The organism is Dyella sp. 2RAB6 (assembly GCF_052115385.1).
Taxonomy (GTDB): Bacteria; Pseudomonadota; Gammaproteobacteria; order Xanthomonadales; family Rhodanobacteraceae; genus Dyella_D.
Genome location: NZ_JBFRGP010000018.1, coordinates 15,815 through 39,684, shown reverse-complemented (window position 1 = coordinate 39,684; position 23,870 = coordinate 15,815). Strand labels below are relative to the sequence as shown.

At 67.9% G+C, this 23,870-nt stretch carries 17 protein-coding genes; 8 read left to right on the top strand and 9 right to left on the bottom strand.

Annotation, left to right across the window (positions count from 1 at the left end; all coding sequences use genetic code 11):
* Positions 1–2: 2 nt before the first annotated feature.
* Together gspD and hrpB are read left to right on the top strand one after the other, a co-directional pair.
* Positions 3–2,393 (top strand): type II secretion system secretin GspD, encoded by a 2,391-nt coding sequence (gene gspD, locus AB4083_RS19145; RefSeq protein WP_441610041.1) that lies wholly within the window; start codon positions 3–5, stop codon positions 2,391–2,393.
* A 102-nt stretch (positions 2,394–2,495) separates the two neighbouring features.
* Positions 2,496–5,012 (top strand): ATP-dependent helicase HrpB, encoded by a 2,517-nt coding sequence (hrpB, locus tag AB4083_RS19140; RefSeq protein WP_441610039.1) that lies wholly within the window; start codon positions 2,496–2,498, stop codon positions 5,010–5,012.
* Between the two features lie 146 nt (positions 5,013–5,158).
* Here the strand turns inward: hrpB and glk are convergent, their stop codons facing one another.
* Both glk and AB4083_RS19130 read right to left on the bottom strand, forming a co-directional pair.
* Positions 5,159–6,178, bottom strand: a complete 1,020-nt coding sequence (gene glk, locus AB4083_RS19135) for a glucokinase (RefSeq protein WP_441610037.1) — start codon at positions 6,176–6,178, stop codon at positions 5,159–5,161.
* A gap of 45 nt (positions 6,179–6,223) precedes the next feature.
* Positions 6,224–7,576: a GH1 family beta-glucosidase gene (locus AB4083_RS19130; protein ID WP_441610035.1), complete on the bottom strand. Its 1,353-nt coding sequence runs from the start codon at positions 7,574–7,576 to the stop codon at positions 6,224–6,226.
* Between the two features lie 152 nt (positions 7,577–7,728).
* Between AB4083_RS19130 and AB4083_RS19125 the strand changes: the two genes are divergently transcribed.
* Entirely contained in the window at positions 7,729–8,820 is a 1,092-nt protein-coding gene (locus AB4083_RS19125) for an ABC transporter ATP-binding protein (protein ID WP_441610033.1), read from the top strand.
* Positions 8,821–8,955: 135 nt separating this feature from the next.
* Positions 8,956–9,948 (top strand): porphobilinogen synthase, encoded by a 993-nt coding sequence (hemB, locus tag AB4083_RS19120; RefSeq protein WP_441610031.1) that lies wholly within the window; start codon positions 8,956–8,958, stop codon positions 9,946–9,948.
* A 190-nt stretch (positions 9,949–10,138) separates the two neighbouring features.
* Here hemB and AB4083_RS19115 read toward each other — a convergent pair whose 3' ends face one another.
* Together AB4083_RS19115 and AB4083_RS19110 are read right to left on the bottom strand one after the other, a co-directional pair.
* On the bottom strand, positions 10,139–10,519 hold the full coding sequence (locus AB4083_RS19115) for a tautomerase family protein (protein WP_441610030.1): 381 nt from the start codon (positions 10,517–10,519) through the stop codon (positions 10,139–10,141).
* Positions 10,520–10,530: 11 nt separating this feature from the next.
* On the bottom strand, positions 10,531–11,118 hold the full coding sequence (locus AB4083_RS19110; RefSeq protein ID WP_441610029.1) for a DUF4865 family protein: 588 nt from the start codon (positions 11,116–11,118) through the stop codon (positions 10,531–10,533).
* Positions 11,119–11,232: 114 nt separating this feature from the next.
* Here AB4083_RS19110 and AB4083_RS19105 point away from each other — a divergent pair, with 114 nt between their 5' ends.
* The 3 genes from AB4083_RS19105 (at position 11,233) to AB4083_RS19095 (ending at position 15,550) form a co-directional block, all read left to right on the top strand.
* Entirely contained in the window at positions 11,233–12,129 is an 897-nt protein-coding gene (locus tag AB4083_RS19105) for a LysR substrate-binding domain-containing protein (protein ID WP_441610027.1), read from the top strand.
* Between the two features lie 100 nt (positions 12,130–12,229).
* Positions 12,230–14,068 carry a monovalent cation:proton antiporter-2 (CPA2) family protein gene (locus AB4083_RS19100; protein ID WP_441610026.1) on the top strand — a complete coding sequence of 613 codons (1,839 nt, stop codon included), beginning with the start codon at positions 12,230–12,232 and terminating at the stop codon, positions 14,066–14,068.
* Between the two features lie 375 nt (positions 14,069–14,443).
* Positions 14,444–15,550: a glycosyltransferase family 9 protein gene (locus AB4083_RS19095; RefSeq protein ID WP_441610024.1), complete on the top strand. Its 1,107-nt coding sequence runs from the start codon at positions 14,444–14,446 to the stop codon at positions 15,548–15,550.
* Between the two features lie 11 nt (positions 15,551–15,561).
* Here AB4083_RS19095 and AB4083_RS19090 read toward each other — a convergent pair whose 3' ends face one another.
* Both AB4083_RS19090 and AB4083_RS19085 read right to left on the bottom strand, forming a co-directional pair.
* The gene (locus tag AB4083_RS19090) at positions 15,562–19,035 is read right to left on the bottom strand and encodes an ankyrin repeat domain-containing protein (protein ID WP_441610022.1); all 3,474 of its coding nucleotides are present in this window, start codon (positions 19,033–19,035) and stop codon (positions 15,562–15,564) included.
* Positions 19,036–19,104: 69 nt separating this feature from the next.
* Positions 19,105–19,395, bottom strand: a complete 291-nt coding sequence (locus AB4083_RS19085) for a YcgL domain-containing protein (protein ID WP_441610020.1) — start codon at positions 19,393–19,395, stop codon at positions 19,105–19,107.
* A gap of 294 nt (positions 19,396–19,689) precedes the next feature.
* On the opposite strand from AB4083_RS19085, the gene AB4083_RS19080 reads away from it, so the two are divergent.
* A complete protein-coding gene (locus AB4083_RS19080) occupies positions 19,690–21,129 on the top strand; it encodes an OmpP1/FadL family transporter (protein ID WP_441610018.1) in 1,440 nt (479 codons plus the stop codon).
* A gap of 54 nt (positions 21,130–21,183) precedes the next feature.
* On the opposite strand, the gene AB4083_RS19075 is transcribed toward AB4083_RS19080, so the two are convergent.
* The 3 genes from AB4083_RS19075 to AB4083_RS19065 all read right to left on the bottom strand — a co-directional run bounded on the left by AB4083_RS19075 (position 21,184) and on the right by AB4083_RS19065 (position 23,832).
* Complete coding sequence (locus tag AB4083_RS19075) at positions 21,184–21,708, bottom strand: hypothetical protein (protein WP_441610017.1); 525 nt, start codon at positions 21,706–21,708, stop codon at positions 21,184–21,186.
* A gap of 187 nt (positions 21,709–21,895) precedes the next feature.
* A complete protein-coding gene (locus AB4083_RS19070; RefSeq protein WP_441610015.1) occupies positions 21,896–22,897 on the bottom strand; it encodes an NADP-dependent oxidoreductase in 1,002 nt (333 codons plus the stop codon).
* 122 nt (positions 22,898–23,019) lie between these two features.
* Entirely contained in the window at positions 23,020–23,832 is an 813-nt protein-coding gene (locus AB4083_RS19065) for an oxidoreductase (RefSeq protein WP_441610013.1), read from the bottom strand.
* Positions 23,833–23,870 lie beyond the last annotated feature (38 nt).

The following is a 23,870-nucleotide window of genomic DNA, read 5'->3' as shown; positions in this document are numbered from 1 at the left end:
CCATGTCCCCTTACTTCAACAAGCCGGCGTGCCGCATCGGCACCCTCGCACTGGCCGTCTGGATGGCCGGTTGTTCCTCCATGCCACCGCCCAAGGATGACGGCGCGTTGCAGCGCGAAGCGATGGCCGGCACCGAAAAGCCCGCGCCGCAGCAGCAGCCGTTGAACAGCGGCGTCGGTCCGGCCGACAACAAGTCGATCGCGCCGCAGATCAGCGAAGGCAGCGGCAACTTCATCAAGCCCTCGGCGCTGGCCACGCCGCGCACGCCGGCCAGCGGCGATGGCGCGGTCACCTTCAACTTCGAGAACCAGCCGGTGCAGGCGGTGGTGAAGGCGATCCTGGGCGACCTGCTCAAGCAGAACTACACCATCGCGCCGGGCGTGCAGGGCAATATCTCGTTCGCCACCGCCGAGCCGGTGGATTCCAGCCAGGCGATGCCGATCCTGGAGACCCTGCTGTCGTGGACCGGCAATGCGCTGATCAAGCGCAACGGCGGCTACGTGGTGGTGCCGGCCAAGGAAGCCGTGGCCGGCAACCTGGTGCCGAGCCTGGGCGCCACCGCGCCGGCCGCCGGCATGCAGGCGCGGCTGTTCCCGCTGCGCTACATCTCGGCCAACGAGATGCAGAAGCTGATCAAGCCGTTCGCGCGGGCGGAAGCGATCCTGCTGGCGGATCCTTCGCGCAACCTGATCGTGCTGGCCGGCTCGCCGCAGGAGCTGGCCAACTACCAGCGCACCATCAGCACCTTCGACGTGGACTGGCTGCGCGGCATGTCGGTCGGCGTGTTCAACCTGCAGCGCGCCAGCGTGGCCGAGCTGATGCCCAAGCTGGACGGCATGTTCGGCGCCAAGGGCGACACGCCGCTGGCCGGCATGCTGCGCTTCATCCCGATCGAGCGCACCAATGCGCTGGTGGTGATCAGCACGCAGCCGAACTACCTGCAGGAAGTGGGGCAGTGGATCGAGAAGATCGACCGCGGCGGCGGCAACGAGCCGCAGCTGTTCGTCTACGACGTGCGCAATATCAAGGCGTCGGACCTGGCCCAGTACCTGGCGCAGATCTACGCCAGCGGCAACGGCGGCGGCAGTTCCGGCGGGCGCGTCGGCCCGGGCCTCAACTCCGGCACGCTGGGCAACAGCGACAACGCCTACGGTTCGAGCAGCGGCATGGGCAGCACCGCCGGCAGCTTCGGCAGCAGCACCACCGGTGGCGGCCTGGGCGGCAGTGGCGGGCTCGGCGGCGGCGGCTTGAACAGCGGTATCAACAGCGGCATCAATTCCGGCGCCGGCTTCAACGGCGGCGACAGCAGCAAGACCGGTGGCTTCGGTGGCCCGGGCGCGTCGATCGGCAGCACCTTCGGCTCGCAGCAGAACGGCAGCGGCACCAACCAGGCACCGCAGCAGTTCAGCTCCGAGGACGGCAGCGTGCGCATCAGCTCGGTGGATGCGAACAACCAGCTGCTGGTGCGCGCGCGGCCTTCGCAGTGGTCGGAGATCGAATCGGCGATCAAGCGGCTGGACAACACGCCGCTGCAGGTGCAGATCGAAACGCGCATCCTGGAAGTGAAGCTCAGCGGCCAGTTCCAGTTCGGCGTGCAGTGGTACCTGGAAGGCCTGATCGGCGGCACCAACAACGGCAACGGCACCTACACGCCGGGCCAGCCGGGCAACCAGCAGCAGTGGGGCCTGGGCCAGGGCGGCACCGCCTACAACCCCGGCACCGCCACCTCGCCCGGCGACGGGTTCTTCTATTCCTTCATCAATCACAACCTGCAGGTGGCGGTGCGCGCGCTGGAGACCAATGGCAACACCAAGACGCTGTCGGCGCCTTCGCTGGTGGTGCTCAACAACCAGGTCGCGCAGATCCAGGTCGGCGACCAGGTGCCGATCAACCAGACCAGCGTGAACCCCGGCGTGGGCACGGCGACCTACAACCAGGTCAACTACCTCAACACCGGCGTGATCCTCAACGTGCAGCCGCGCGTGAATCCGGGCGGCCTGGTCTACCTCAACGTGCAGCAGCAGGTCAGCTCGCCGACCTATCCGGCCGGCGCGTCCAACCCGACCATCTCGCAGCGTTCGATGGGCACCCAGGTGGCGGTGCAGAGCGGCCAGACGGTGCTGCTGGGCGGCCTGATCTCGCAGCAGGACGGCACCACCGACACCGGCATCCCCGGCCTCAACCGCATCCCGGTGCTGGGCCGCCTGTTCGGTTCGACCAACCGCAACCGCACGCGCACCGAGCTGATCGTGCTGATCACCCCGAAGGTGATCGGCAGCAGCGAGGAAGCCAAGCAGATCACCGACGAGTACCAGCAGAAGTTCGAATCGCTGGCACCGCTGCGGCAGGCGCCGGGGGCGACGCCGGCGTCGCAGCCGTATCCCACCAAGTGACGTAGGTTGGGGTGAGCCGAAGGCGAACCCCAACATCATCACGTTCAAACGCATCGCATCGTTGGGGTTTGCCTTCGGCTCACCCCAACCTACGCCGTTATCATGGCGGCGATGACTGCCTTCCCCATCACCCCGCTGCTCCCCGAGATCCGCGCCTCTCTCGCGGCGCATCCGCGTCTGGTACTGGAAGCACCCCCCGGCGCCGGCAAGACCACCCAGGTCCCCCTCGCCCTGCTCGGCGAAGCCTGGCTCGCCGGCCGCAAGCTGCTGATGCTCGAACCGCGCCGTATCGCCGCACGCGCCGCGGCACAATTCATGTCGCGCCAGCTTGGCGAGGAACCGGGCCAGACCGTCGGCTACCGCATCCGCTTCGAATCGAAGGTAAGCGCGAAGACGCGCATCGAAGTAGTCACCGAGGGCATTCTCACCCGGCTGATCCAGGACGACCCGGAACTGAGCGGCATCGGCGCGATCCTGTTCGACGAATTCCACGAACGCCATCTGGCCGGCGACCTCGGCGCGGCGCTCGCGCTGGATGTGCAGGCCACGCTGCGCCCGGAACTGCGGCTGCTGGTGATGTCCGCCACGCTCGACGGCGAACGCATCGCGCAATGGTTGGATGCGCCGCGCGTCAGCAGCCCGGGCCGCAGTTTTCCGGTGCGCATCGACTACCCGCCCGCACGCACGCAGGAAAGCACCGAGCATCAACTGGCGCGCGTGGCGCGGCTGGCGCTGGAAGAGAACGACGGCGACGTGCTGGCCTTCCTTCCTGGCCGCCGCGAGATCGCGCGCGCCGAAGCGGTGCTGACGCAGACGCTGGAGCGCGACGACGTCGACATCGTCGCGTTGCACGGCGAACTGTCGATGGCCGAGCAGCAGGCCGCCTTGAGTCCGGCCGAGCCGGGCACGCGGCGCATCGTGCTGGCGACCAATGTGGCCGAGTCCAGCGTCACGCTGCCGGGTATCCGCGCGGTGGTCGACAGCGGCCTGGCGCGCGAGCCGCGCTTCGATCCGAACTCCGGCTTCACGCGGCTGGAGACGGTGACGATCTCGCAGGCATCGGCGGATCAGCGTGCGGGTCGCGCGGGCCGCGTCGCCGCAGGCACGGCGTATCGGTTGTGGCCGCAGAGCAAGCGGCTGGAACCGGCGCGCACGGCGGAGATCGCGCAGGCGGAACTCTCGGGCCTTGCGCTGGAACTGGCGGCGTGGGGCATCACCGCGCAGGGCGGCAGCCTGCCGTGGCTCGATCCGCCGCCCTCGGGTGCATTGGCGCAGGCGCGCGAACTGTTGATCGCACTCGGTGCGCTCGATGCCAGCACGCGCATCACGCCGCTCGGTCGCCGCATGCTGGAACTGGGTGCGGCGCCGCGCCTTGCCGCGGCGGCGATGCGCGCGCCAGCTGAGTTGCACGCCTTGGTCGCCGACCTGCTCGCGCTGATGGAAGCGCGCTCGCCACTGCGCGGCGAACAGGCGCGCAGCGACGATTTCCGCGCGCGCGTCGACGCCTTGCACGCATGGCGCGACCGCCGCACTGCCGGCGCGCGCGGCGGTGCGGATACCGGTGCACTGGCGGCGATCGAGCAGGCCAGCAAAGGTTGGCGCAGGCGTCTGGACCTGCGCACCGCTGCCAGCGGCGTGCCGGACAGCCATGCAGTAGGCGATCTGCTGCTGCATGCGTTTCCCGACCGCGTGGCGCGGCGCGACGACAACAATCCCCTGCGCTACACGCTGGCCAATGGCCGTGGCGCACGCCTGCACGAAAATACCGCTCTGCTCGGCGAGCCCTGGCTGGTGGCGCTGGACCTGCGCTACGAAGCGCGCGACAGCCTGATCCTCGCCGCCGCGCCGCTCGATCCGCGCGTGCTCGAACGCGACTACCCCGCGCAGTTCCGCCGCGAGCGCGCCCTGCGCTGGAACGACGAGCGCAACGCCGTGGAAGCGTTCGAGGAACATCGCTACGCCAGCATCGTGCTGTCGCGCCGCAGCGTGCCGGTGCAGGCCGGGGATGCTCTGCCCGCGCTGCTTGCGGCGATCCGCGCCAAGGGGCTGGACGCGTTGCCGTGGAGCGAAAACGCACGCCGGCTGCGCCTGCGCATGCAGGCGGTGCGCGAATGGATGCCCGAACTGGGCCTGCCCGATGTCAGCGAGCAGGCGCTGCTGGATTCGCTGGAGAGCTGGCTGGCGCCGTATCTCGATGGCAAGCGCCGCTTCGACGCGCTGAGCGCGGAAGAACTCTCGCAGGCGCTAGGTTCGCTGTTCGACTACGAGCAGCGCCGCGCGCTCGACACGCACGCACCGGAAAACCTCACCGTGCCCAGCGGCATGAGCCGGCGCATCGAATACGCAGCCGGTGAACCGCCGGTGCTGGCGGTGAAACTGCAGGAATTGTTCGGCCTGGCCGATACGCCGCGCGTGGGCAATGGCCGCGTGCCGGTGACCTTGCACCTGCTGTCGCCTGCTGGCCGTCCGATCCAGGTCACCCAGGACCTGAAGGGCTTCTGGGAGCGCACGTATCCGGAAGTGAAGAAGGAATTGAAGGGGCGCTATCCGCGCCACCCGTGGCCGGACGATCCGTGGAGCGCCACGCCGACGCATCGGGCGAAGCCGCGCGGCACGTAAAGCCCCTGCCCCCCCCCCGGGAGAGGGGTTGGGGTGAGGGTACGGGCGGAGCGCGGGAGTGATGTGCACGACTCCGGCCGAACCCTCATCCGCCTGCCGGCACCTTCTCCCGACGGGAGAAGGATTTCAAAGTTGGAAGTTGCAGCTCAGCCCGCCGCTGGAACCAACGGCCGCCCACTCCCCAGCACCGCAAACGCCGCCGCCCCCAGCAGCCCGGTTTCCGGATGCACCATCGCAATCGTCGGCACCTGCTCCATGGTTTCCTTGAAGCGCCCCTTCGACTCGAAGCGCTCGCGGAAGCCGCCACGCTGCAGCCACGGCAGCAGGATCGGCAGTACGCCGCCGGTGAGGAACACGCCGTCCCAGCCGCCCAGGCTCAGCACCAGGTCGCCGGCCACGCTGCCGAAGATGCCGGCCAGCGTTTCCACCGCGCGCACGCACAGCGGATCGGTGCCGGCGTTGGCGCGGGCGGTGATGTCTTCGGGGGTGTATTCCTCGGCCTTCAGGCCTTCGATGTCGGCCAGGGCGAGATAGAGATTGACCAGGCCGTTGCCGCAGATCATCCGCTCGTTCGAGACGCGGCCGAAGCGCGCGTTGAGGCGATGCAGGATCTCCACATCTTCGGCGGTGTGCGCGGCGAAACCGGCATGGCCGCCTTCGGTTTCCAGCACGGTCCAGCGGTCGTCGCGCAGCAGCAGGCCGGCAACACCGAGACCGGTGCCGGGGCCGACCACCACGAAGGTCTGCGAATGATGCGTGCCGATCTTCGGCGGCTGCGGCGTACCCACCGGCTTGAGCTCGGCGGCGGCCAGCAGCGGCACGGCCATACCCTGCGCGGCGAAGTCGTTGATCAGGCGCACCGAGTCGAACTTCAGCTCGGCGGCGAGCCCGTGCGCCGACACCTGCCAGGGATTGTTGGTGACCTTCACCGTCTCGCCGTCGACGATGCGCCCGGCCGCCGCGATCACCGCGCGCGAGGCGGACAAGCCGCTGTCGGCGAAGTACTGGCGGATGGTGTCGGCCATGGACGGGAAGTCCTTGACCCGGTAGCGCCGCACGCTGTCCAGCAGCAGGGGTTGCGGGATGGCCGGGTCGGCCAGGGCGAAGCGGACATTGGTACCGCCGAGGTCGGCGAGCAGGGTGTTGGCGCTGGAAGTCGAGCTCATGAACAGTCCTGGCAACGGATCACGCAAAGCGTGCCGGGTGCGGACTCAATCGTCCAGCACCGCGCCGTTGCTCTCGATGACCCTGGCATAGAGTTTCGCCGTCGCCTTCGGCGTGCGTTTCTGCGTGGCGAAATCGACATGGTACAGGCCAAAGCGCTTGGAGAAACCCAGGGACCATTCCAGATTGTCCATCAGCGACCAGGCGTAGTAGCCCTTGAGCTGGACCCCGGCGTCGATCGCTTTGTGCAGCGCGCGCAAATGTTTGCGCAGGTAGCCGGTGCGCAGCGGATCGTCGAGCACCTCGCCTTCGGCTACCGGCGGGTCGTAGAAGGCCGAGCCGTTCTCGGTGATGTACAGCGGGATATCGCCGTAGCGGTCCTTGAACCAGGTGAGCGTGTCGGTAAGACCCTGCTCGAACACTTCCCAGCCGGTCTCGGTGTAGGTCTTGTTGGGCTGGCGCACCGGCGAGGCCTTGAGCGGGTATTGGCTGGGGTCGTTCTTCACCACGGCGCGCGTGTAGTAGTTGATGCCGACGAAGTCGACCTTCTGCCTGGTTAACTTGAAGTCGTCTGCGGGGAAATCCGGCCAGGCCGCGCCGAAGATTTCCTTCAGCTCCGGCGGATAGCTGCCCAGCAGCGCCGGGTCGGCGAACTGCTCATTCATATAGGCATGCGCGCGGCGGGTGGCGGCCAGGTCCTCGGGGCTTGGCGAGTGCGGGTACTTCGGCTCGATGTTGAACACCACGCCGATCTCATGCTTGCCGTGCGCGCGATAAGCCTGGATGCCGGCGCCGCTGGCGCGCATCAGGTTGTGCGCGGCGATCGGCGCCTCGTACTTGCTGCGGTGGCCCGGCGCCAGCGCGCCATGCAGATAGCCGCCGTCGGTGACCACCCACGGCTCGTTGAGCGTGGCCCAGCGCTGCACGCGGCCGTCCAGCGCCTTGAACATCACCTCGGCGTATTCGGCGAACCAATGCGCGCTGTCGCGGTTGAGCCAGCCGCCGCGGTCGTCCAGCGCCGCGGGCAGGTCCCAGTGGAACAAGGTGGCGTTCGGCGCGATGCCGTTTTCCAGCAGCTCGTCGACCAGGCGCTTGTAGAAATCCAGGCCCTTCTCGTTCACCCGGCCGGTGCCTTCCGGCAGCACGCGCGCCCAGGCGATGGAGAAGCGGTAGCCCTGCAGGCCCAGCGCCTTCATCAACTGCACGTCGTCCTGGTAGCGGCGGTAGTGGTCGCAGGCCACGTCGCCGGTGTCGCCGCCGACCATCATCCCGGGGGTGTGGGCAAAGCGTTCCCAGATGCTCGGGCCGGCGCCGTCGGCCAGCGGGGAGCCTTCGATCTGGTAGGCGGACGTGGCGGCGCCCCACAGGAAATCTTCGGGAAAGCGATAGCTACGGGTCATGGCTGGAATCTCGGCGTGCCGCATCGCGGCTTGATGTAAACGTTTACATTGGAGAATATCCGAATGTTTCCCGCTTGTGCAGCCCGTCCGGCTGGCCGGCATCCCGCCCGCATGGTTCGATCCACCGTGCTTTGAGAAGAGAGAGCGTCACGATGGCCAAGGTCCGCCTGGACAAGCTGCGCAAGGTCTACCCGAACGGCCACGTCGGCGTGGCGGAGGCCAGTTTCGAGATCGCCGACGGCGAGCTGCTGGTGCTGGTCGGCCCCTCCGGCTGCGGCAAGACCACTTTATTGCGCATGATCGCCGGGCTGGAATCGATCAGCGGCGGCAGCCTGAGCATCGGCGAGCGCGTGGTGAATGACATTGCGCCGAAGGACCGCGACATCGCCATGGTGTTCCAGAACTACGCGCTGTATCCGCATATGACGGTGGCCGAGAACCTCGGCTTTGGCCTCAAGCTGCGCGGCCAGCCCAAGGCCGAGATCGACCGCCGCGTGGCCGAGGCCGCGAAGATGCTGGAACTGGAGCAGCGCCTGGACTCGCGCCCCGCCGCGCTGTCCGGCGGCCAGCGCCAGCGCGTGGCGCTGGGCCGTGCGCTGGTGCGCGATCCGAAGGTGTTCCTGCTCGACGAGCCGTTGTCCAACCTGGACGCCAAGCTGCGCCTGTCGATGCGGGTGGAGATCGCGCGCATCCACCAGCGGCTGAAAGCCACCATGGTCTACGTCACCCACGACCAGATCGAGGCGATGACCCTGGGCCAGCGCATCGTGGTGCTCAACGGTGGCGTGATCCAGCAGATCGACACGCCGATGAACCTCTACGACCGCCCCGCCAACCTGTTCGTGGCCGGCTTCCTCGGCAGCCCGGCGATGAACCTGCTGCGCGGCATTCTGTATCGCGACGGCGGCTGGAAGCTGGCCATGCCGCAAGGCGAGCTGGCGCTGGGCGAACTGCCACAGGGCGCCGCGCTGGAGGCCTGGCGCGACCGCGACGTCGTGGTCGGCCTGCGCCCGGAAGACCTGCTGCCGCGCGCCGATGCCGCCGACGCCGCGCTCAGCGCGCAACTGGAAGTGGTCGAGCCGGTGGGCAACGAGGTCTTCCTCAATCTGCGCCACGGCGAACTCGCCCTGGTCTCGCGCATGCCGCCGCGCGAACTGCCGGCTCCCGGCAGCGAGCTGCATTTCGGCTTCGCACCGGAACGGCTGCATTTCTTCGACGCGGCCGAGGGCGCACGCATCGCCTAGCGGCGCAACGGCGTAGGTTGGGGTGAGCGCCAGCGAACCCCAACACCCCGCACACGCGGCAAAGTGCCCGAGGCCCAGGCAGCACGCCCGCATGGCGCTAAAATGCGCCGATTCCCGTCCCGACGAGACCCACCTATGAGCTTCCCCGCCATCCGCATGCGCCGCATGCGCCGCGACGCCTTCTCCCGCGCGCTGATGCGCGAGCACACCCTGCTGCCGGGCGACCTGATCATGGTCGCGTTCCTGATCGAAGGCGAAGGCCAGCGCGTACCGGTGCCGTCGATGCCGGGGGTGGAGCGGCTGTCGATCGACGGGCTGCTGGAGCTGGCCGGCGAATGCGTGCGGCTGGGCATTCCCGCGCTGGCGCTGTTCCCTTCGCCCGGCCAGGACGTGAAAAGCGAAGACGCGCGCGAAGCCTGGAACCCCGACGCCCTGATGCAGCGCGCGACGCGCGCGCTGAAAGCGAAGTACCCGCAACTGGGCCTGATCGGCGACGTGGCGCTGGACCCGTACACCACGCACGGGCAGGACGGGCTGATCGACGAGAACGGCTACGTGATGAACGAGCCCACCGTCGAGGCGCTGATCAAGATGTCGCTGGCGCAGGCCGAAGCCGGCATGGATTTCGTCGCGCCGTCGGACATGATGGACGGCCGCATCGGCGCGATCCGCGATGCGCTGGAAGAGGCCGGGCATATCCATACGCGGATCCTGGCGTATTCGGCCAAGTACGCCTCGGCGTTCTATGGCCCGTTCCGCGATGCGGTGGGCTCGGCGGCGAACCTGGGCAAGGGCGACAAGCACACCTACCAGATGGATGTCGGCAACAGCGACGAAGCGCTGCGCGAGGTGGAGCTGGATATCACCGAGGGCGCCGATGCGGTGATGGTGAAGCCGGGCATGCCGTATCTCGACGTGCTGCGCCGGGTGAAGGATGCGTTCGGCATGCCGACCTTCGTGTATCAGGTGAGCGGCGAGTACGCGATGTTGAAGGCCGCATCGATGAACGGCTGGCTCAACGAGAAGGCGGTGGTGCTGGAGTCGCTGACGGCGTTCAAGCGCGCGGGGGCGGATGCGATCCTCACCTATTACGCGATCGACGCGGCACGCTGGCTGCGCGGCGAATAACACCTCATCGCTGGCGTAGGTTGGGGTGAGCCACAGGCGAACCCCAACGTCGCTGCATCCAGACGTATCGCATTGTTGGGGTGACGGGCTGCATCAGCAGCCCGCCCTTCGTGCCCTCCGCTACGCGGATGTTCGCTACGGCATCCTGCCTTCGCAGTCGCCTGCGGCTCACCCCAACCTACGCTGTGCGCTATACGTACTGCGCGATGCCATTGCCGAACGACCAGTTCTCCTTCGCGGTCTCCAGCAGATTGATAAACAGATTCTCCGGCCGCAAGCCAGGCTCCTCCGCCAATACTTCGGCCATCCGCTTATAGAACGCCTGCTTCTTCTCCGTCGTCCGCGTGTTGTTGCAGGCAATCTGCACGATCACCAGGTCGTCGTTGCGTTCGATTCCAAGGTAATGCGCGTCGACATCGAACTCCTCCGCCTCATGCTGGCTGACCAGGATGAAGCGATCGTTCTCCGGCACGTCGAAACTCTCGCGCATCGCGCGATAGATGCCGTTGCGTAAAGCGGAGATATAGGCGGCGGACTTGCCGCGGCGCAGGGCGATGCGGACCAGGGGCATGGCGGACTTCCTCAGGCAGTGACGGGGGAAAGGTGGCGGCGGGGCAGGGAGACATGGCCGACGTCGTAAAGCTGGCGGCCCTCGCGGGCCAGTTCCGGGCGCAGTTCGTGCCACAGGCGGAAGCGCACCAGGGTCCAGTTCGTCGGTTCGAAGGCGCTGACCGCGGCGAGCGCACCGTCGGCGAGATCGGTGCGGACGCGCTCGGCTTCGCGCTCGCGCAGCTCGTCCAGGTCGGTATACGGCGTGATGTTGTCGAGATCGCGCGAGGCGCACACGGCCTGCGCTGCTTCCGGCGACACCTCCGCCCGCCACACCGACCAGGTCTGCACCTGCGGCCAGCCGAAAGCCTGGGTCACGCCGGCGAAACCGCTGCTGCCGAGGAAGGCATTCATGCCTTCGGCGTCGTCCCACAGATAGAACGGGGCGTAGAGGTTCTGCCGCGTCGGCAGGCGCGCGCCGCGGCGGTCGGCGCTGAGATAGGCCTTGAAGCGCAGGCGGGGGAAGTCGTCGAGCATCGGACCCTTCTCCACGATGCGGCGCCGGACGATGCCCATGTCGTAGTCGGCGGGCAGGACGAATCCGTATTGCATGGCCAGCATGGTGGGGCTCCGTGCGGTTGACGAAGCCTACGGTAACGCCACATAGTCGTCCTGGAAATCGGGAAATTCAGAACTAACCATCCTGTAAAGCAGGATGATTGCGGAGGCGGCTCCATGCGGCGGGTGAACTTCGACCTCGATGTGCTGCGCAGCTTCGCGCTCGGCGTGGAACTGGGCAGCTTCGCCAAGGCGGCGGAGCGGCTGGGCCGTTCCACCTCGGCGGTGAGCGCGCAGCTGAAGAAGCTGGAAGAGCAGGCCGGCACCGGCATCCTGCGCCGGCAAGGCCGCGGCATGGCCCTGACCGAGGCGGGCGAGACCATGCTGGCTTACGCACGCCGCTTGCTCGAACTCAACGACGAAGCCGCCGCCGCGCTGCAGGGCGGCGAGCTGGAAGGCTGGATCCGGCTCGGCCTGCAGGAGGATTTCGGCGAGGCGCTGCTGCCCGACGTGCTCGGCCGCTTCGCCCGCGCTCACCCGAAGGTGCGCATCGAAGCGCGCATCGCGCGCAATGCCGAACTGCTCGAGCGCGTGGCCGGCGGACGGCTGGACCTGGCGCTGGCCTGGGATGCCGGCGTGCCCACCGTCACGCCGCATGCCGAACGCCTCGGCCAGATCCCGATGCGCTGGATCGGCCCGGCCGCCGAACGCATCGACTGGTCGCCGGACAGCGGCGAGCCGCTGCCGCTGGTTTCGCTCGACGCACCCTGCCTGATGCGCACCGCCGCAGCCGCGGCGCTGGATCGCGCCGGCATCGCCTGGCGCATCGCCTTCACCAGCGCCAGCCTCGCCGGCATCTGGGCGGCGGTGGCGGCGGGGCTGGGCGTGGCGCTGCGCACCGGCGTGGGTCTGCCGTCGTCGGTGCGCGCGCTGGTGCCGGACGAAGCGGGCCTGCCGCGGATGCCGCTGCTGGGCCTGCATCTGCATCGGGCCGAAGCGGAACCCGCTCCGGCGATCGCCCGGCTCGAGGCGATCCTGCGCCAGCGGCTGGATGGACTGTCGGCGTTCGCGTGATCGGCGTCGCCGCGACGCAGGTCGGGTTCGCGGCCGTCATCCGCGCGCACCGCGCCGCATGAAATAATCGCCCGCATCCCCTCCGCTGCCGGCCGCGCTCGTGGACAGCCATACCTTTCTCAACACCGCGCTGGTGTTCCTGCTGGCCACGGTGATCGCCGTGCCGCTGACCAAGCGCTTCCGCCTCGGCGCCGTGCTCGGCTTTCTGATCGCCGGCGTGGTGATCGGCCCGCAGGCGCTGGGCCTGGTCGGCGATACCGAGGGCGTCGCCACCATCTCCGAGTTCGGCGTGGTGCTGATGCTGTTCGTGATCGGCCTGGAGCTGTCGCCGCAGCGCCTGTGGGTGATGCGCCGCGCGGTGTTCGGCGCCGGCCTGCTGCAGGTGGCCGCCTGCAGCCTGGTGATCGGCATGGCCTGCTATTACCTGTTTGGCTTTACCGCCAATGCCGCGGCCATCGTCGGCGCCAGCCTGGCGCTGTCGTCCACCGCGTTCGGCCTGCAGATCCTGGCCGAACGCAAGGAGGCCGGTTCGGCCTATGGCCGCATCACCTTCGCCGTGCTGCTGTTCCAGGACCTGGCGGCGATCCCGCTGATCGCCGCGGTGCCGCTGCTGGCCAGCAGCGCCTCGCCGCATGGCGTGGAGCCGCAGGCGATCCTGCGCACGGTGGGCGCGATCGTGGTGGTGGTGGTCGGCGGCCGCTATCTGTTGCGCCCGGTGTTCCGTTTCGTGGCGCGCGCCAATGCGCAGGAAGTCTCCACCGCCACCGCGCTGCTGGTGGTGATGGGCACGGCCTGGCTGATGGAGGAAGTGGGCGTGTCGTCGACCCTGGGCGCCTTCCTCGCGGGCGTGCTGCTGGCCGATTCCGAATACCGCCACGAACTCGAATCGCATATCGAACCGTTCAAGGGCCTGCTGCTGGGCCTGTTCTTCATCAGCGTGGGCATGTCGATGGACATCTCGCTGCTGCTGCACCAGCCGCTGCTGGTGCTGGGCGTCACCCTGGCGGTGCTGCTGGTGAAGGGCATGCTGCTGTGGCCGCTGGGGCGCATCGTCGGCGCGCTGAACCGGGCCGACACACTGCGCATGGTGGTGCTGCTGGCCTGCGGCGGCGAGTTCGCCTTCGTGGTGCTGAAACAGGCCGGCGAGCAGCGCCTGATCACTAGTGCGCAGCAGGGGCTGATCGTGCTGGCGATCACCTTGTCGATGGCGGTGACGCCGCTGGTGGTGGCGATCGTGGCCAAGGCGGTCGACATCAAGGCGAAGAAGCCGGACCGCGAATACGACACCATCGATACCGCGCCGCCGCGCGTGATCATCGCCGGCTTCGGCCGCGTCGGGCAGATCGTCGGCCGCGTGCTGCGCGCGCAGCGCATCCCGTTCGTGGCGCTGGAATCCTCGGTCGAGCAGATGGACACGCTGCGCCGCTTCAACAACACCTCGCTGTTCTTCGGCGACCCGGCGCGGCCGGACCTGCTGCGCGCCGCGCAGGCGGACCAGGCCGAGGTGTTCGTGCTGGCCACCGACGACCCGGAAGCGAACCTGCGCATCGCGCGCCTGGTGCGCCGGCAGTATCCGCACCTGAAGATCATCGCCCGCGCGCGCAACCGCCAGCACGTATACCGCCTGATGGACCTGGGTATAGAAGAGCCGGTGCGCGAGACCTTCTCCTCCAGCCTCAAGATGACCCGCAAGACGCTGGAAGCGCTAGGCCTGTCCAGCGAGTTGGCGGCCGACCGGGTGGAGCGCTTCCGCCAGCACGATATGAAGCTGCTGAAGGCGCAGTACCTGGTGTACGACGACGAGACGCGCCTGGTGCAGACCTCGCGCGAAGCGCTGAACGACCTGATGCATCTGTTCGACGCGGACGACGACCCCATCGCCAAGCGCGAGCGCGAGGAAGCGGCGGTGGCGCAGGTGCCGGTGCAGGATTCGAACTAGCCCGAGTCGCGCTGTTGAGCCCCTCTCCCGTCGGGAGAGGGGTTGGGGTGAGGGTACGGGCGGAGTGGGGCGCCCGGCTCCGCCCGGACCCTCATCCGGCTGCCGCCACCTTCCTCGCTCCTCAGAGCCGCGCACATCCCTGTGCGCTCCCCGCGTGCTCCCGGAGGGAGAAGGATTCGCCCTGGCAGGCAGAAGTCAGGCGTGCTGCGCCTCAACCCTAAGCAAGTTTTCACACACGCCAGCGCCCCCTGAACGTTTTAATTTACGCCGCCGCCGTCGCAACTCATTTCGACGGCAATCGGGAAAGATGGGGAGCCTGGAGCCGTGCCGCCGGGGGGCGGGCCGCGCCAGGCCATGCCCCGAGGTCGCTGCCGCATGGCTTTGCCTGTCGCTTCACCGGTAGTGATCCGTTTCGGCCGCCTGGGCGACACCGTCCTGCTCGCGCCGCTGCTGCGCAAACTGCACCAGCGCTACGGCACACCGTGCCGCCTGGTCTCGCTGGGCGAATGCGCGCGCACGCTCTACCAGGGCAGCGCGGACGTAGCGCAGGTGCACTGGTTCGCCAGCCAGCATGGCTGGCTATGGACCAATCCGCGCCGCCTCGCGGTGGCACTGGCTTTGCGCAGCATGCGCGAGGCGCCGTTCTATATCTGCGAGCCGGATGTACGCACGCGCACCAAGGTGCGTCCGATGCTGGCGCTGGCCGGTATTGCTGCGGAACATTGCGTATTCATCGAAGACATTCCGCTGGGCGAGGGTGAGCACTGGGCCGATTGGCTGCTGCGCTTCGCCGATCTCACCCCGGCGGCGTTTGCCGCTACGCCCGCGCTCGATGCGTCGCGGCAGCTGCGCGCACCGTCGATCCGCGCCACGCCGGACGAGCTGGCCGAGGCCCGCGCCTGGCTGGCCGCGCAAGGCGTGGATGCCGCGCAGCCGCTGGTGCTGCTGCAGCCGGCGAACAAACGCACGATGCGCTGGAACGGCGTGCGCGCCGCGGACGACGACGACAAGTCCTGGCCGGTATCGCGCTGGGCGAAACTGGCGAGCGCGATCCTGCAGTGGCAGCCCGATGCACATGTGCTGCTGTGCGGCTGCGCCGCCGAAGCGGGTTATCTGGCATCGATCCGCGCCGAAGCCGGGCTGCCGCGCCTGCTCGCTCCGACGGGTGGCTTGCCGCTGGGGCTGCTGCGCGGGCTGATGGAGCTGGCGCACAGCATGGTGTCGGTGGATACGGGGCCGGCGCACCTGGCCGCTGCGACGGGCTGCCCGCTGGTGGTGCTGTTCGGCCATCGCTGGCCATCGATGTGGGTGCCGCGCAGTGCGTCCGGCAGCGCCGTCACCGTGCTCGGCGGCTTGCCGCACACGCCGCGGGTCGACCAGATCGGCGTGGAGGAAGTCGCGCAGGCGTGGTGGCGGCTGCCGCCGCGCCCGGTGGACATCGTGCCCGCCGCCATGGGCGAACGGCGGGCGCGGGTGGCTTAAGTTCGGGGTGCTTAGTCCGCCGGCTGCGCCGGCTGGCGCAGGGTCTGGCGCACGCTCGGCATCGCGCCGGCACGCGCGGCCAGTTCATGCGCGATATCCACCAGGCCCAGCGCACGCGCCACGTCCGCCGCAGTGCGGCCGAACGCATCCGCCGCGCTGCGGTCCGCGCCGCGCGCAAGCAACACGCGCGCCGGTGGCAGCAAGGCATGCATCGCGCAGGCGTGCAGGGCGGTGACGCCGCGCTGGTCGGCGTGTTCGATGCGCGCGCCGGCATCCAGCAGCACCGGCACCAGGGCGCCGATATGGGTGGCATCGCAGGGGCTGCCCGGACGCAGATGCGCGCCCAGCAACAGCAGCAGCGGCGCCATGCCGTCCTTGTCGGCCAGGTTGACGTCGGCGCTGCGCTTGAGCAGCGCGTCGAACAGGCGGCGTGCGCGCAAGCTGTCGTTGTGTTCGAAGCCGAACTGCGCGGCGGCATGCAGCGCGCCGTGGCCGCGCGCGTCGACCGCGTTGATCTCGGCGCCGCCGTCGAGCAGCTGCTCGGCGATCTCCGGATAACCCATCGCCGCGGCCACCATCAAGGCCGTGGCGTCGCCGGGCAGGCGCGCGTCGACATGTGCTTCGTGTTCCAGCAGCAGCGCCACCAGCGTGTCGCGGCGCGCAGCCACGGCGGCGGCGAGCGGGGTCATGCCGTTGGCGGCGGCCAGCGCGGTGTCGGCGCCGGCATCGAGCAGGCGCGCGGCGACCTCGCGATGGCCCATGCCGCAGGCGTGCAGCAAGGCGGTGGCGCCCTGGCGGTCCTGCGTGTTCACCGGGAAGCCGAGATCGAGCAGGCGTTCCACCGCGGCCAGCGCACCGGTCGCGGCGGCCGCGGGCAGATCGTCGGCGCGCAGCGGGCGGCGCGGACGGGTCCAATCGCCCCAGTCCAGCCAGCGCTCGATTTCGGGATGGTCGAAGGCCAGGCCCAGCGGCGTCTCGCCGTTGGCGTCGGTGGCTTCGGCGTCGGCGCCATGGGCGACCAGCACGCGCACCAGCGGCAAGGCTTTTTCACCATGTTCCAGCGCGGCGAACAGCGGCGTGCGGCCTTGCGTGTCGCGCGTATTCGGATCGCTGCCGCGCGCCAGCAGCGCCTGCAGCACCGCTAGCTGGCCTTGAGCGGCCGCGAGGTGCACCGGCGTGCGCTCGCGCGCATCGGAGCCGAACGGATCGGCGCCGCGTTCGAGCAGGCCGAGCGCAAAGCTTGAAGCGGCAGCGCTGTCGTCCAGCCGCTGCAGTGCCTGCGCGAGCAGGCCGGCGCCAGCCGGACTGGCGCCGGCGGCAAGCAGATCTTCGATCGCCTCGGCTGCGGCCGGCAGCTGCGGCAGCAGCGCGTCGAACAGGCGGCGGCCCAGCGGCGGCAGCGTCGCTTCGGCGCCCTCGGCCACTTCGGCGTCGTCGACCAGCTGCGGCTGCAGGCGCGCTTCCGGAGTGAGCGCGTGCTCCAGCAGCCAGCGCCGCGCACCGCCGAGACCCGGGCCGGCGAGATCCAGATAGAGCTGGGCCAGCTGCGCGGCCGGCCATTCCTTCACGCGCTGGGTAAAGGTGGACACGATCGCCCAGTGGCCGAAGCGCAGCGCATCGAGCAGGTGCGCCGGCGTGTCGGCGCCTTCGGCCAGCGCTTCGTCGAAGCGCAGATTGGTCGGCAGCGGTGTGTCCGGATCGAGCAGGGTGACCAGGTCCCAGCGGCCGGCGGCGGCGGCGTGGTCCAGCGCGCTGCGGCCATCGGCGCCCGGCGTCTTCGCTTCGGCGCCGAGCGCGAGCAGGGCGCGCACGGTTTCGGCGTGCGCCTGCGGCGACTGGCAGGCGAGGGTGAGTGCGTCGCGGCCGTGCACGTCGCGCACGCGCGCATCCGGTTGCGCTTCGGCCAGCAGTTGCACGATGCCGACCTTGCCGGCGCGCGCTGCCTCCATCAGCGCGGTGCGGCCGTGGCGGTCGGCCAGGGTGACGTCGGCACCGGCACCGCGCAGCGCGCGGCTGATCAGTTCGTGGCCTTCGCCGGCCGCTTCCATCAGCGCGCTGCGATGGCGCGAATCCACCGCATTCACCGCGGCGCGATGCTTGAGCAGCAGACGCACGCCTTCGGCGTCGTCCTCCGCGATGCCGGCGGCGGCAACCAGCGCGGGCTCGCCATCCGGCGGCGTCGGCTTGGCGCCGTGTTCCAGCAGGAACTTCACCAGCGGCCAGTTCGCCGCGCGGCAGGCGGTGGCGAGCGGGCTGACGCGGGCGCGGCTGAGTGCATTCACCGGCGCACCGGCGTCCAGCAGCATGGCGGCCACGATCGGTTCGCCGCTGTGCACGGCACCGTGCAACGCGGTGTTGCCTTCGGCATCGGTGGCGAGCGGGCTGGCGCCGTTGGCCAGCAAGGTCATCACCGCATCGGGGCGGCCATGCCAGCTATCGCGCGTGGCAGCCAGCAGCGGGGTGAAGCCGCCGCTGGCGCGGTTGACGTCGGCACCCTTGGCGATCAGCGCGCGCAGCAGGCGCGTATCGGGCAGCAGTGCGGCGAGCATCAGCACCGGACGCTGGTCGCGGTCGCCGGTGGGCGGCGCGGTGTTCGGATCGGCGCCGGCTTCGATCAGCGCCAGCGCACGTTCGATATCGCCGTCGCGGGTAGCGGCCAGCAAGGCCTGCGCCTGCTCGGGCGTGCCGGCGGTGCGTTCCTGTTCGTTGAGCACCGGCGCCGGCTTCGGCGCGGGCGCCGGTTGCGGGCGCGCCGGCGCGGGCTGGCGCGCGGGGCGGCGGCTTTCGCACAGCAGGGCGCGCAAGGTGCGGTTGGCAATCACCACGCAGCCCAGCGGCAGCAGCACCACGCCATACACGGCCAGCGCCGCGATGCGCAGCTCCGGCGGCAGCACGCCGTACAGGCCGGCCAGTGCGATCGCCGCGAAAGCCAGCACCAGCAGCGCCAGCGCGGCCGGCAGGTAATGCGTGAAGAAGCGTTCTTCGCGCGACAGATGGCGGCCGAAGGCGATGCTGCGCGCAGTGGCGGTGAAGATCCACGAGCCGTCACTCTGCGGGCCGGCTCCTTGCGGGGGATACGCGTCGTCCCACACATAGACCAGGCCGAACGCCGGCCACATCCGCCACAGTGCCGCCAACGCCACCACCAGCGCGCCGGCCAGCAGCAGGGTCGCGCTCAGGCTGTGCGCCTGGTTCAGCCGCAGCATCGGCCACGCCACCAGCAGGAACACCAGCAGCACATAGCCGGTGAACATCACCAGATGCGCGGCCCCGCGCCGCAGCACCGTGCGCAGGAACTGCGGCTCCGGATCGAAACCGATCGCGTGGCAGACCGCCGCCATGGTCAGCGCATTGGCGAGCAGCAGTGGGATCAGCGACAGCGGGCTGGCGCTCAGCGCCGCGATGGCGACCGCGAGCAGGCCGGGTACGAACCAGAGCAAGCCCTGCAGGAAAGGCGGCGGGCGACGCGTTTTGGAGTAGGACATAGGCGCGAAGTATAGGAATCGACTGAATGAGAGAAGGTAATCAGGCGTTAACGCTGATGGCGTACGCGTTCATTCGTTCTGCTCGTCCAGCAGCGCATCTTTAAGCACCGGCTGTGGCGTCGTGATGGTGTTTGCCGGCGGCAGCTGCAGATGCCAGCCCTGGCTCTGCAGGTTGGCGAGCACGGCGGCGGCATCTTCCTTGGGCAGCTTGCGCTGTTGATCGAGTTCCACTTCGAGCACGAAGCGCAGGTCGCCGAGCATCGGCGCCAGCGACTCCGGCAGCACGCTGAAGTCGTCGTGGCGGGCGAGCCAGACATAGGTATCGGCCTTGCGCAGGCTGGCGTAGACGAAACAATGCATAGAAGTGCCCCGGAAGCGGCGGCGCGTGGTGGTCGCGCGGCACGGAATTGACGACCTGACATGGTCCGCGCCTTGGCCGCGATGGTCAACGCGGACAGCGACGATCTCCGGCAATACATGGCCGAACAGTCGCGATTGACCGCTGATCCATCCATTGCTGCGACCGCACTTGCAAGACTTTCGTTAAGACGGCACAGTGCCGCCCGGGGATGTCAAACGCGCGTATGAATTTTCTTACCGGTCAGCCCCTTACTGTGTGCCCCGAACCGGACTAACGATAAGCAGGAGCTTCCGATGCCGAATTCTCTTTTCTTTAAGCGTGCGGCTCGCCCGCTCGCCTTTGCCGCCCTGAGCCTGGCCGTAGCCGGCGCCCTGGTCGCGCCGCAGCGCGCCGAGGCCAGCGCCTTCCAGCTCAAGGAAAACAGCGCCAAGTCCATGGGTCGCGCCTACGCCGGTTCGGCGACTGCCGGCGGCGACGTCTCGGTGGTGGTCAACAATCCCGCCGCGATGACCGACCTGAAGGGCACCTATTTCCAGGCTGACGTCACCGCCATCAACTTCGGCACCAAGTTCAGCGGCAGCGCCCACGACGCGCTGGGCCGCCCGATCGGCGGCGGCAACGGCGGCGACGCCGGCACCACCATGCCGGTTCCGGCGCTGTTCTTCGCCACTCAGGTCAGCGACCGCGTGCATATCGGCGCCGGCTTCTCCGTGCCGTTCGGCTTCCTTACCGAATACGACCGCAACTGGGTCGGCCGCTACAACGGCATCAAGTCCAAGTTCGAGTCGCTGGACGGCACGCTGTCCGCCTCGTTCGACGTGACCGACACCTTCACCGTGGGTGTCAGCGCCATCGCACAGCGCACCAGCGCCGAGCTGACCAGCGCGATCAACTTCAACAGCGTGGGCCTTGGCCTGGTGCAGCAGGCCGCCATGGCCGGCAAGATCACCCCGGCCCAGGCGCAGGCGCTCGGCCAGCAGGTCAGCGTGGTGGTGCCGCCGGGCAGCGACGGCCTGGCCCGCATCAAGGGCGACGACTGGGGCTACGGCTGGCAGCTGGGCGGCTACTGGAAGCTGACCCCGAACGACCGCATCGCCTTCAACTACCGCGCCAAGATCGACCACAAGCTGGAAGGCACGGGCAACTTCACCGTCCCGACCAACGTGCAGGCCCTGCTGGCCAACCCGACCGTGGCCGCGCTGCTGGCCGGCGCCGGCGGCGTGCCGTTCACCCACACCAGCGGCACCGCGGACTTCACCACCCCCGCCACTGCCACCGCCAGCGTCTGGCACCAGGACGAGAAGTTCGGTATCGGCTTCGACCTGGCCTGGACCAAGTGGGACGTGTTCAAGGAACTGCGCGTCAACTACGGCAACCCGGCGCAGCCGCCGAGCGTCGAGCAGTACAACTGGCGCAACACCTGGTTCGCCGCCGTCGGTGGCGACTACTACCTCAACGAGAAGGTCACCCTGCGTGCCGGCGTCGCCGTCGACACCACGCCGACCTACGCCGCCACCCGCAGCCCGCGCGTGCCGGACTCGACCCGCAAGTTCGTTTCGTTCGGCGTGGGCTACAAGGCCAGCGAGCACTTCGAGCTCAATGCCTCGTACTCGCACATCTTCCTCAACAGCGCGCATATGAATGGCGCGGTCAGCGCGACCAACGACGTGCTGACGGGCAGCTCCGACGACTACGGCAACCTGCTGAGCGTCTCGGCGCAGTACAAGTTCTAAGCGTCGAAGTACCAGGTAAAACAAAAACCTCCCCGTGTGAGCGGGGAGGTTTTTTTATGTGTGCAGAAGCGTGGTGCTGACGAAGATGGTCAGTTCGTTACTTGCAGATTTGTACGCTGCGTAATTATCGGACTGGTAAAGATCCGTCTCGCCGTAATCCTGTACGTAACTGACCCGGAACAGGCCGCCGGCGCGCAGGTCGTAGTCCTGGGCAAGATCGATTTCTTTTCCCAGCGTTTGCCCCGGCTGGATCGCGACGTAGAAATAGTCCTTGGCTTCGAAGGAAATCGTGACGAAGCGACCGATGAACTTCGGTGGCTTGCCAGCGGCGTCGCGCAGGTCGATGAGGTTGTTCATCAGATGATCGTCCGGATTGAACAACGGCGTCCTGAGCCTCGGCAGAAGCAGGACTCGCGAGCTCCGGTTGGTAATCGACACGATCACCTTGCCCGATTCTCTGGCGGTCAACGAATCAGGGCTGCTCAGCCGGACCTCGAGATCCGACTGGGCATCGAGAGCATGCAGTGGAAGCACGCATAACAGCATGAGCAAAGAGAGGAGAAGCCTGCGCGGTGGCATGAGTCGACGAGCTCCTTTTCGAAGTAAGGCCGGGTGACGGGCTTTGGATACTCCGAACAGGTGCTTTCGTACTCAATAAGCTTTCGCCTTAAAAGGCGAAAGCGCAGGTTGGATTCCGACGATTCCTAGAGCCCGCCTCTCCGCCCCGCTTAAGCATGATGGCGAGCATCAGCAAGAAGAACGGCGCTTACTTGACCTTGACGACGACCTTGCCTTTGGCGCGGCCCGATTCGACATAGGCCAGCGCCTCGTTGGTCGATTCGAAGGCAAACACACGGTCCACCACGGGGCGGATGGCTCCGGCCTCGATGAGTCGCGTGATCTCTCTCAACTGCTGCCCCTCGGCCCGCATGAACAGGAACGAGTAGTTCAGGCCGCGGGCTGAGGCTTTCCTGCGGATGCCGGCAGAAAGCAGGCGGACGATGAAGCGCACGAATGCTGGCGCACCGATCGCCTGGGCGAATGCCGGATCGGGCGGGCCGGAAATCGAAATAAGGGATCCACCAGGCTTCAGCACGAGCAAGGACTTCTTCAACGCCTCGGCATTCTGGCTATTCAGCACGACATCGTAGTTCTGCAGCATCTTCTCGAAGTCGTCTTTCTTGTAGTCGATGACCGTGTCCGCACCGAGACTCTTTACCAGGCTGGCGTTGGCGCCACTGGTGGTGGTGGCTACCGTGGCCCCGATATGCTTGGCCAACTGGATGGCGAAGGTGCCGACGCCGCCCGATCCTGCCTGGATGAAGACCCGGTCGCCCTTGTTCAGATGCGCCCGCTCGACCAGGGCCTGCCAGGCAGTCAAGCCGACCAGTGGAATCGAGGCCGCTTCTTCCATGCTGATGTTCTTAGGCTTCAGCGCGATATCGCCCTCATTCACCGCAATGAACTGCGCAAAGCTGCCAATGCGATGATCCGCCGGCCGCGCGTAGACTTCGTCGCCCACGTTGAATTGTCGGACGCGCGAGCCAATGCGCGTTACGACGCCAGCGACGTCATGACCCAGGATCAGTGGCATGGCATACGGCAAGATCAGTTTGAACTCGCCGCTTTTGATCTTGGAATCGAGCAGGTTGATGCCTGCGGCATGAACCTCGATCAGTACCTGATCGTCCCGCAGCTTGGGCTCTGGAACGTCATCGAGCCGCATCGGCTCTTTCTTGCTGTATCGATTAATGACGAAGGCTTTCATGCTGTGCTTTCTCTGGTAGATGTATCGGGCAAGGGAGCGCGTTTAGATAAATCGCTTGAATGCCATGGTCGTATGCATCAGTTCCATGTCATCGATGAATTCAGGCGCGGCGGTAGCGCGGCCTACGCTTCCAGCCTCAGGTCTTTTCGAACCCCTGCGTCCAGCACGCCAGCGGGCGCAAACCTGCGCAGAAGTCGCATGCGGTTGGCCAGCCCGGGCGTGTAGCGGATCTTCGGGCGATCTGCCATGGCTGCCGCCACCACCATGTCGGCCACCACTTCAGGGCCATCCGCTCCCTGCAGCACCTCTTTCACTCGCCGCTCCACGCCCGCGCGAATATCGCGGTACAGCTCAAGCGGGGCATCGGGCTGCATCAAGTTCGCATCGAACGGCGTGTTGATATAGGCGGGTTCGACGACGGAGACACGGATGCCCATCGTGCGCAATTCATGATCGAGCGCTTCCGAATAACCGGCGACGGCGTGCTTGGTGGCGGAATACAAAGCCATATAAGGCATGGGCAGGAAGCCGAGCACCGAGCCGATGTTGATGATGCGTCCGCTGCGCTGCTGGCGCATCTGCGGAACGACGGCCTGCGTCATGCGGACGATCCCGAAGAAGTTGGTATCGAAAATCGCCTGGGCCTGGCTGAGCGAGCTTTCTTCCGCGGCAGCCGGAGCAATACCGAAGCCTGCGTTATTGACCAGCAGGTCGAGGCGACCCTCGCGTCGGATCAGTTCGCTGACCACCTCTCGGGCCGAGGCATCGCTGGTCACGTCGAGGGTGAGCATCTCGAACGCCCGTTGATCGAGCTGCGCGCCACGCCGGCTGGTGCCGTAGACCTTGTAGCCCGCCATGGTGAGCTTCTCCGCCGTTACCTGGCCGATGCCCGAGGAGGCCCCGGTAACGAGTGCGATGGATTGCTTGAGCTTCATGCGCTTGCCTTTGAAAAGTAGGGATGGATCTGAAGTGG

Coding starts and splice junctions, on each gene's coding strand:
- AB4083_RS19105 (WP_441610027.1), top strand. CDS start 11,233: ATGCGGCGGGTGAACTTCGACCTCGATGTGCTGCGCAGCTTCGCGCTC.
- AB4083_RS19090 (WP_441610022.1), bottom strand. CDS start 19,035: ATGTCCTACTCCAAAACGCGTCGCCCGCCGCCTTTCCTGCAGGGCTTG.
- AB4083_RS19065 (WP_441610013.1), bottom strand. CDS start 23,832: ATGAAGCTCAAGCAATCCATCGCACTCGTTACCGGGGCCTCCTCGGGC.
- AB4083_RS19070 (WP_441610015.1), bottom strand. CDS start 22,897: ATGAAAGCCTTCGTCATTAATCGATACAGCAAGAAAGAGCCGATGCGG.
- AB4083_RS19110 (WP_441610029.1), bottom strand. CDS start 11,118: ATGCTGGCCATGCAATACGGATTCGTCCTGCCCGCCGACTACGACATG.
- hrpB (WP_441610039.1), top strand. CDS start 2,496: ATGGCGGCGATGACTGCCTTCCCCATCACCCCGCTGCTCCCCGAGATC.
- glk (WP_441610037.1), bottom strand. CDS start 6,178: ATGAGCTCGACTTCCAGCGCCAACACCCTGCTCGCCGACCTCGGCGGT.
- AB4083_RS19115 (WP_441610030.1), bottom strand. CDS start 10,519: ATGCCCCTGGTCCGCATCGCCCTGCGCCGCGGCAAGTCCGCCGCCTAT.
- AB4083_RS19130 (WP_441610035.1), bottom strand. CDS start 7,576: ATGACCCGTAGCTATCGCTTTCCCGAAGATTTCCTGTGGGGCGCCGCC.
- AB4083_RS19085 (WP_441610020.1), bottom strand. CDS start 19,395: ATGCATTGTTTCGTCTACGCCAGCCTGCGCAAGGCCGATACCTATGTC.
- hemB (WP_441610031.1), top strand. CDS start 8,956: ATGAGCTTCCCCGCCATCCGCATGCGCCGCATGCGCCGCGACGCCTTC.
- AB4083_RS19080 (WP_441610018.1), top strand. CDS start 19,690: ATGCCGAATTCTCTTTTCTTTAAGCGTGCGGCTCGCCCGCTCGCCTTT.
- AB4083_RS19095 (WP_441610024.1), top strand. CDS start 14,444: ATGGCTTTGCCTGTCGCTTCACCGGTAGTGATCCGTTTCGGCCGCCTG.
- AB4083_RS19125 (WP_441610033.1), top strand. CDS start 7,729: ATGGCCAAGGTCCGCCTGGACAAGCTGCGCAAGGTCTACCCGAACGGC.
- AB4083_RS19075 (WP_441610017.1), bottom strand. CDS start 21,708: ATGCCACCGCGCAGGCTTCTCCTCTCTTTGCTCATGCTGTTATGCGTG.
- gspD (WP_441610041.1), top strand. CDS start 3: ATGTCCCCTTACTTCAACAAGCCGGCGTGCCGCATCGGCACCCTCGCA.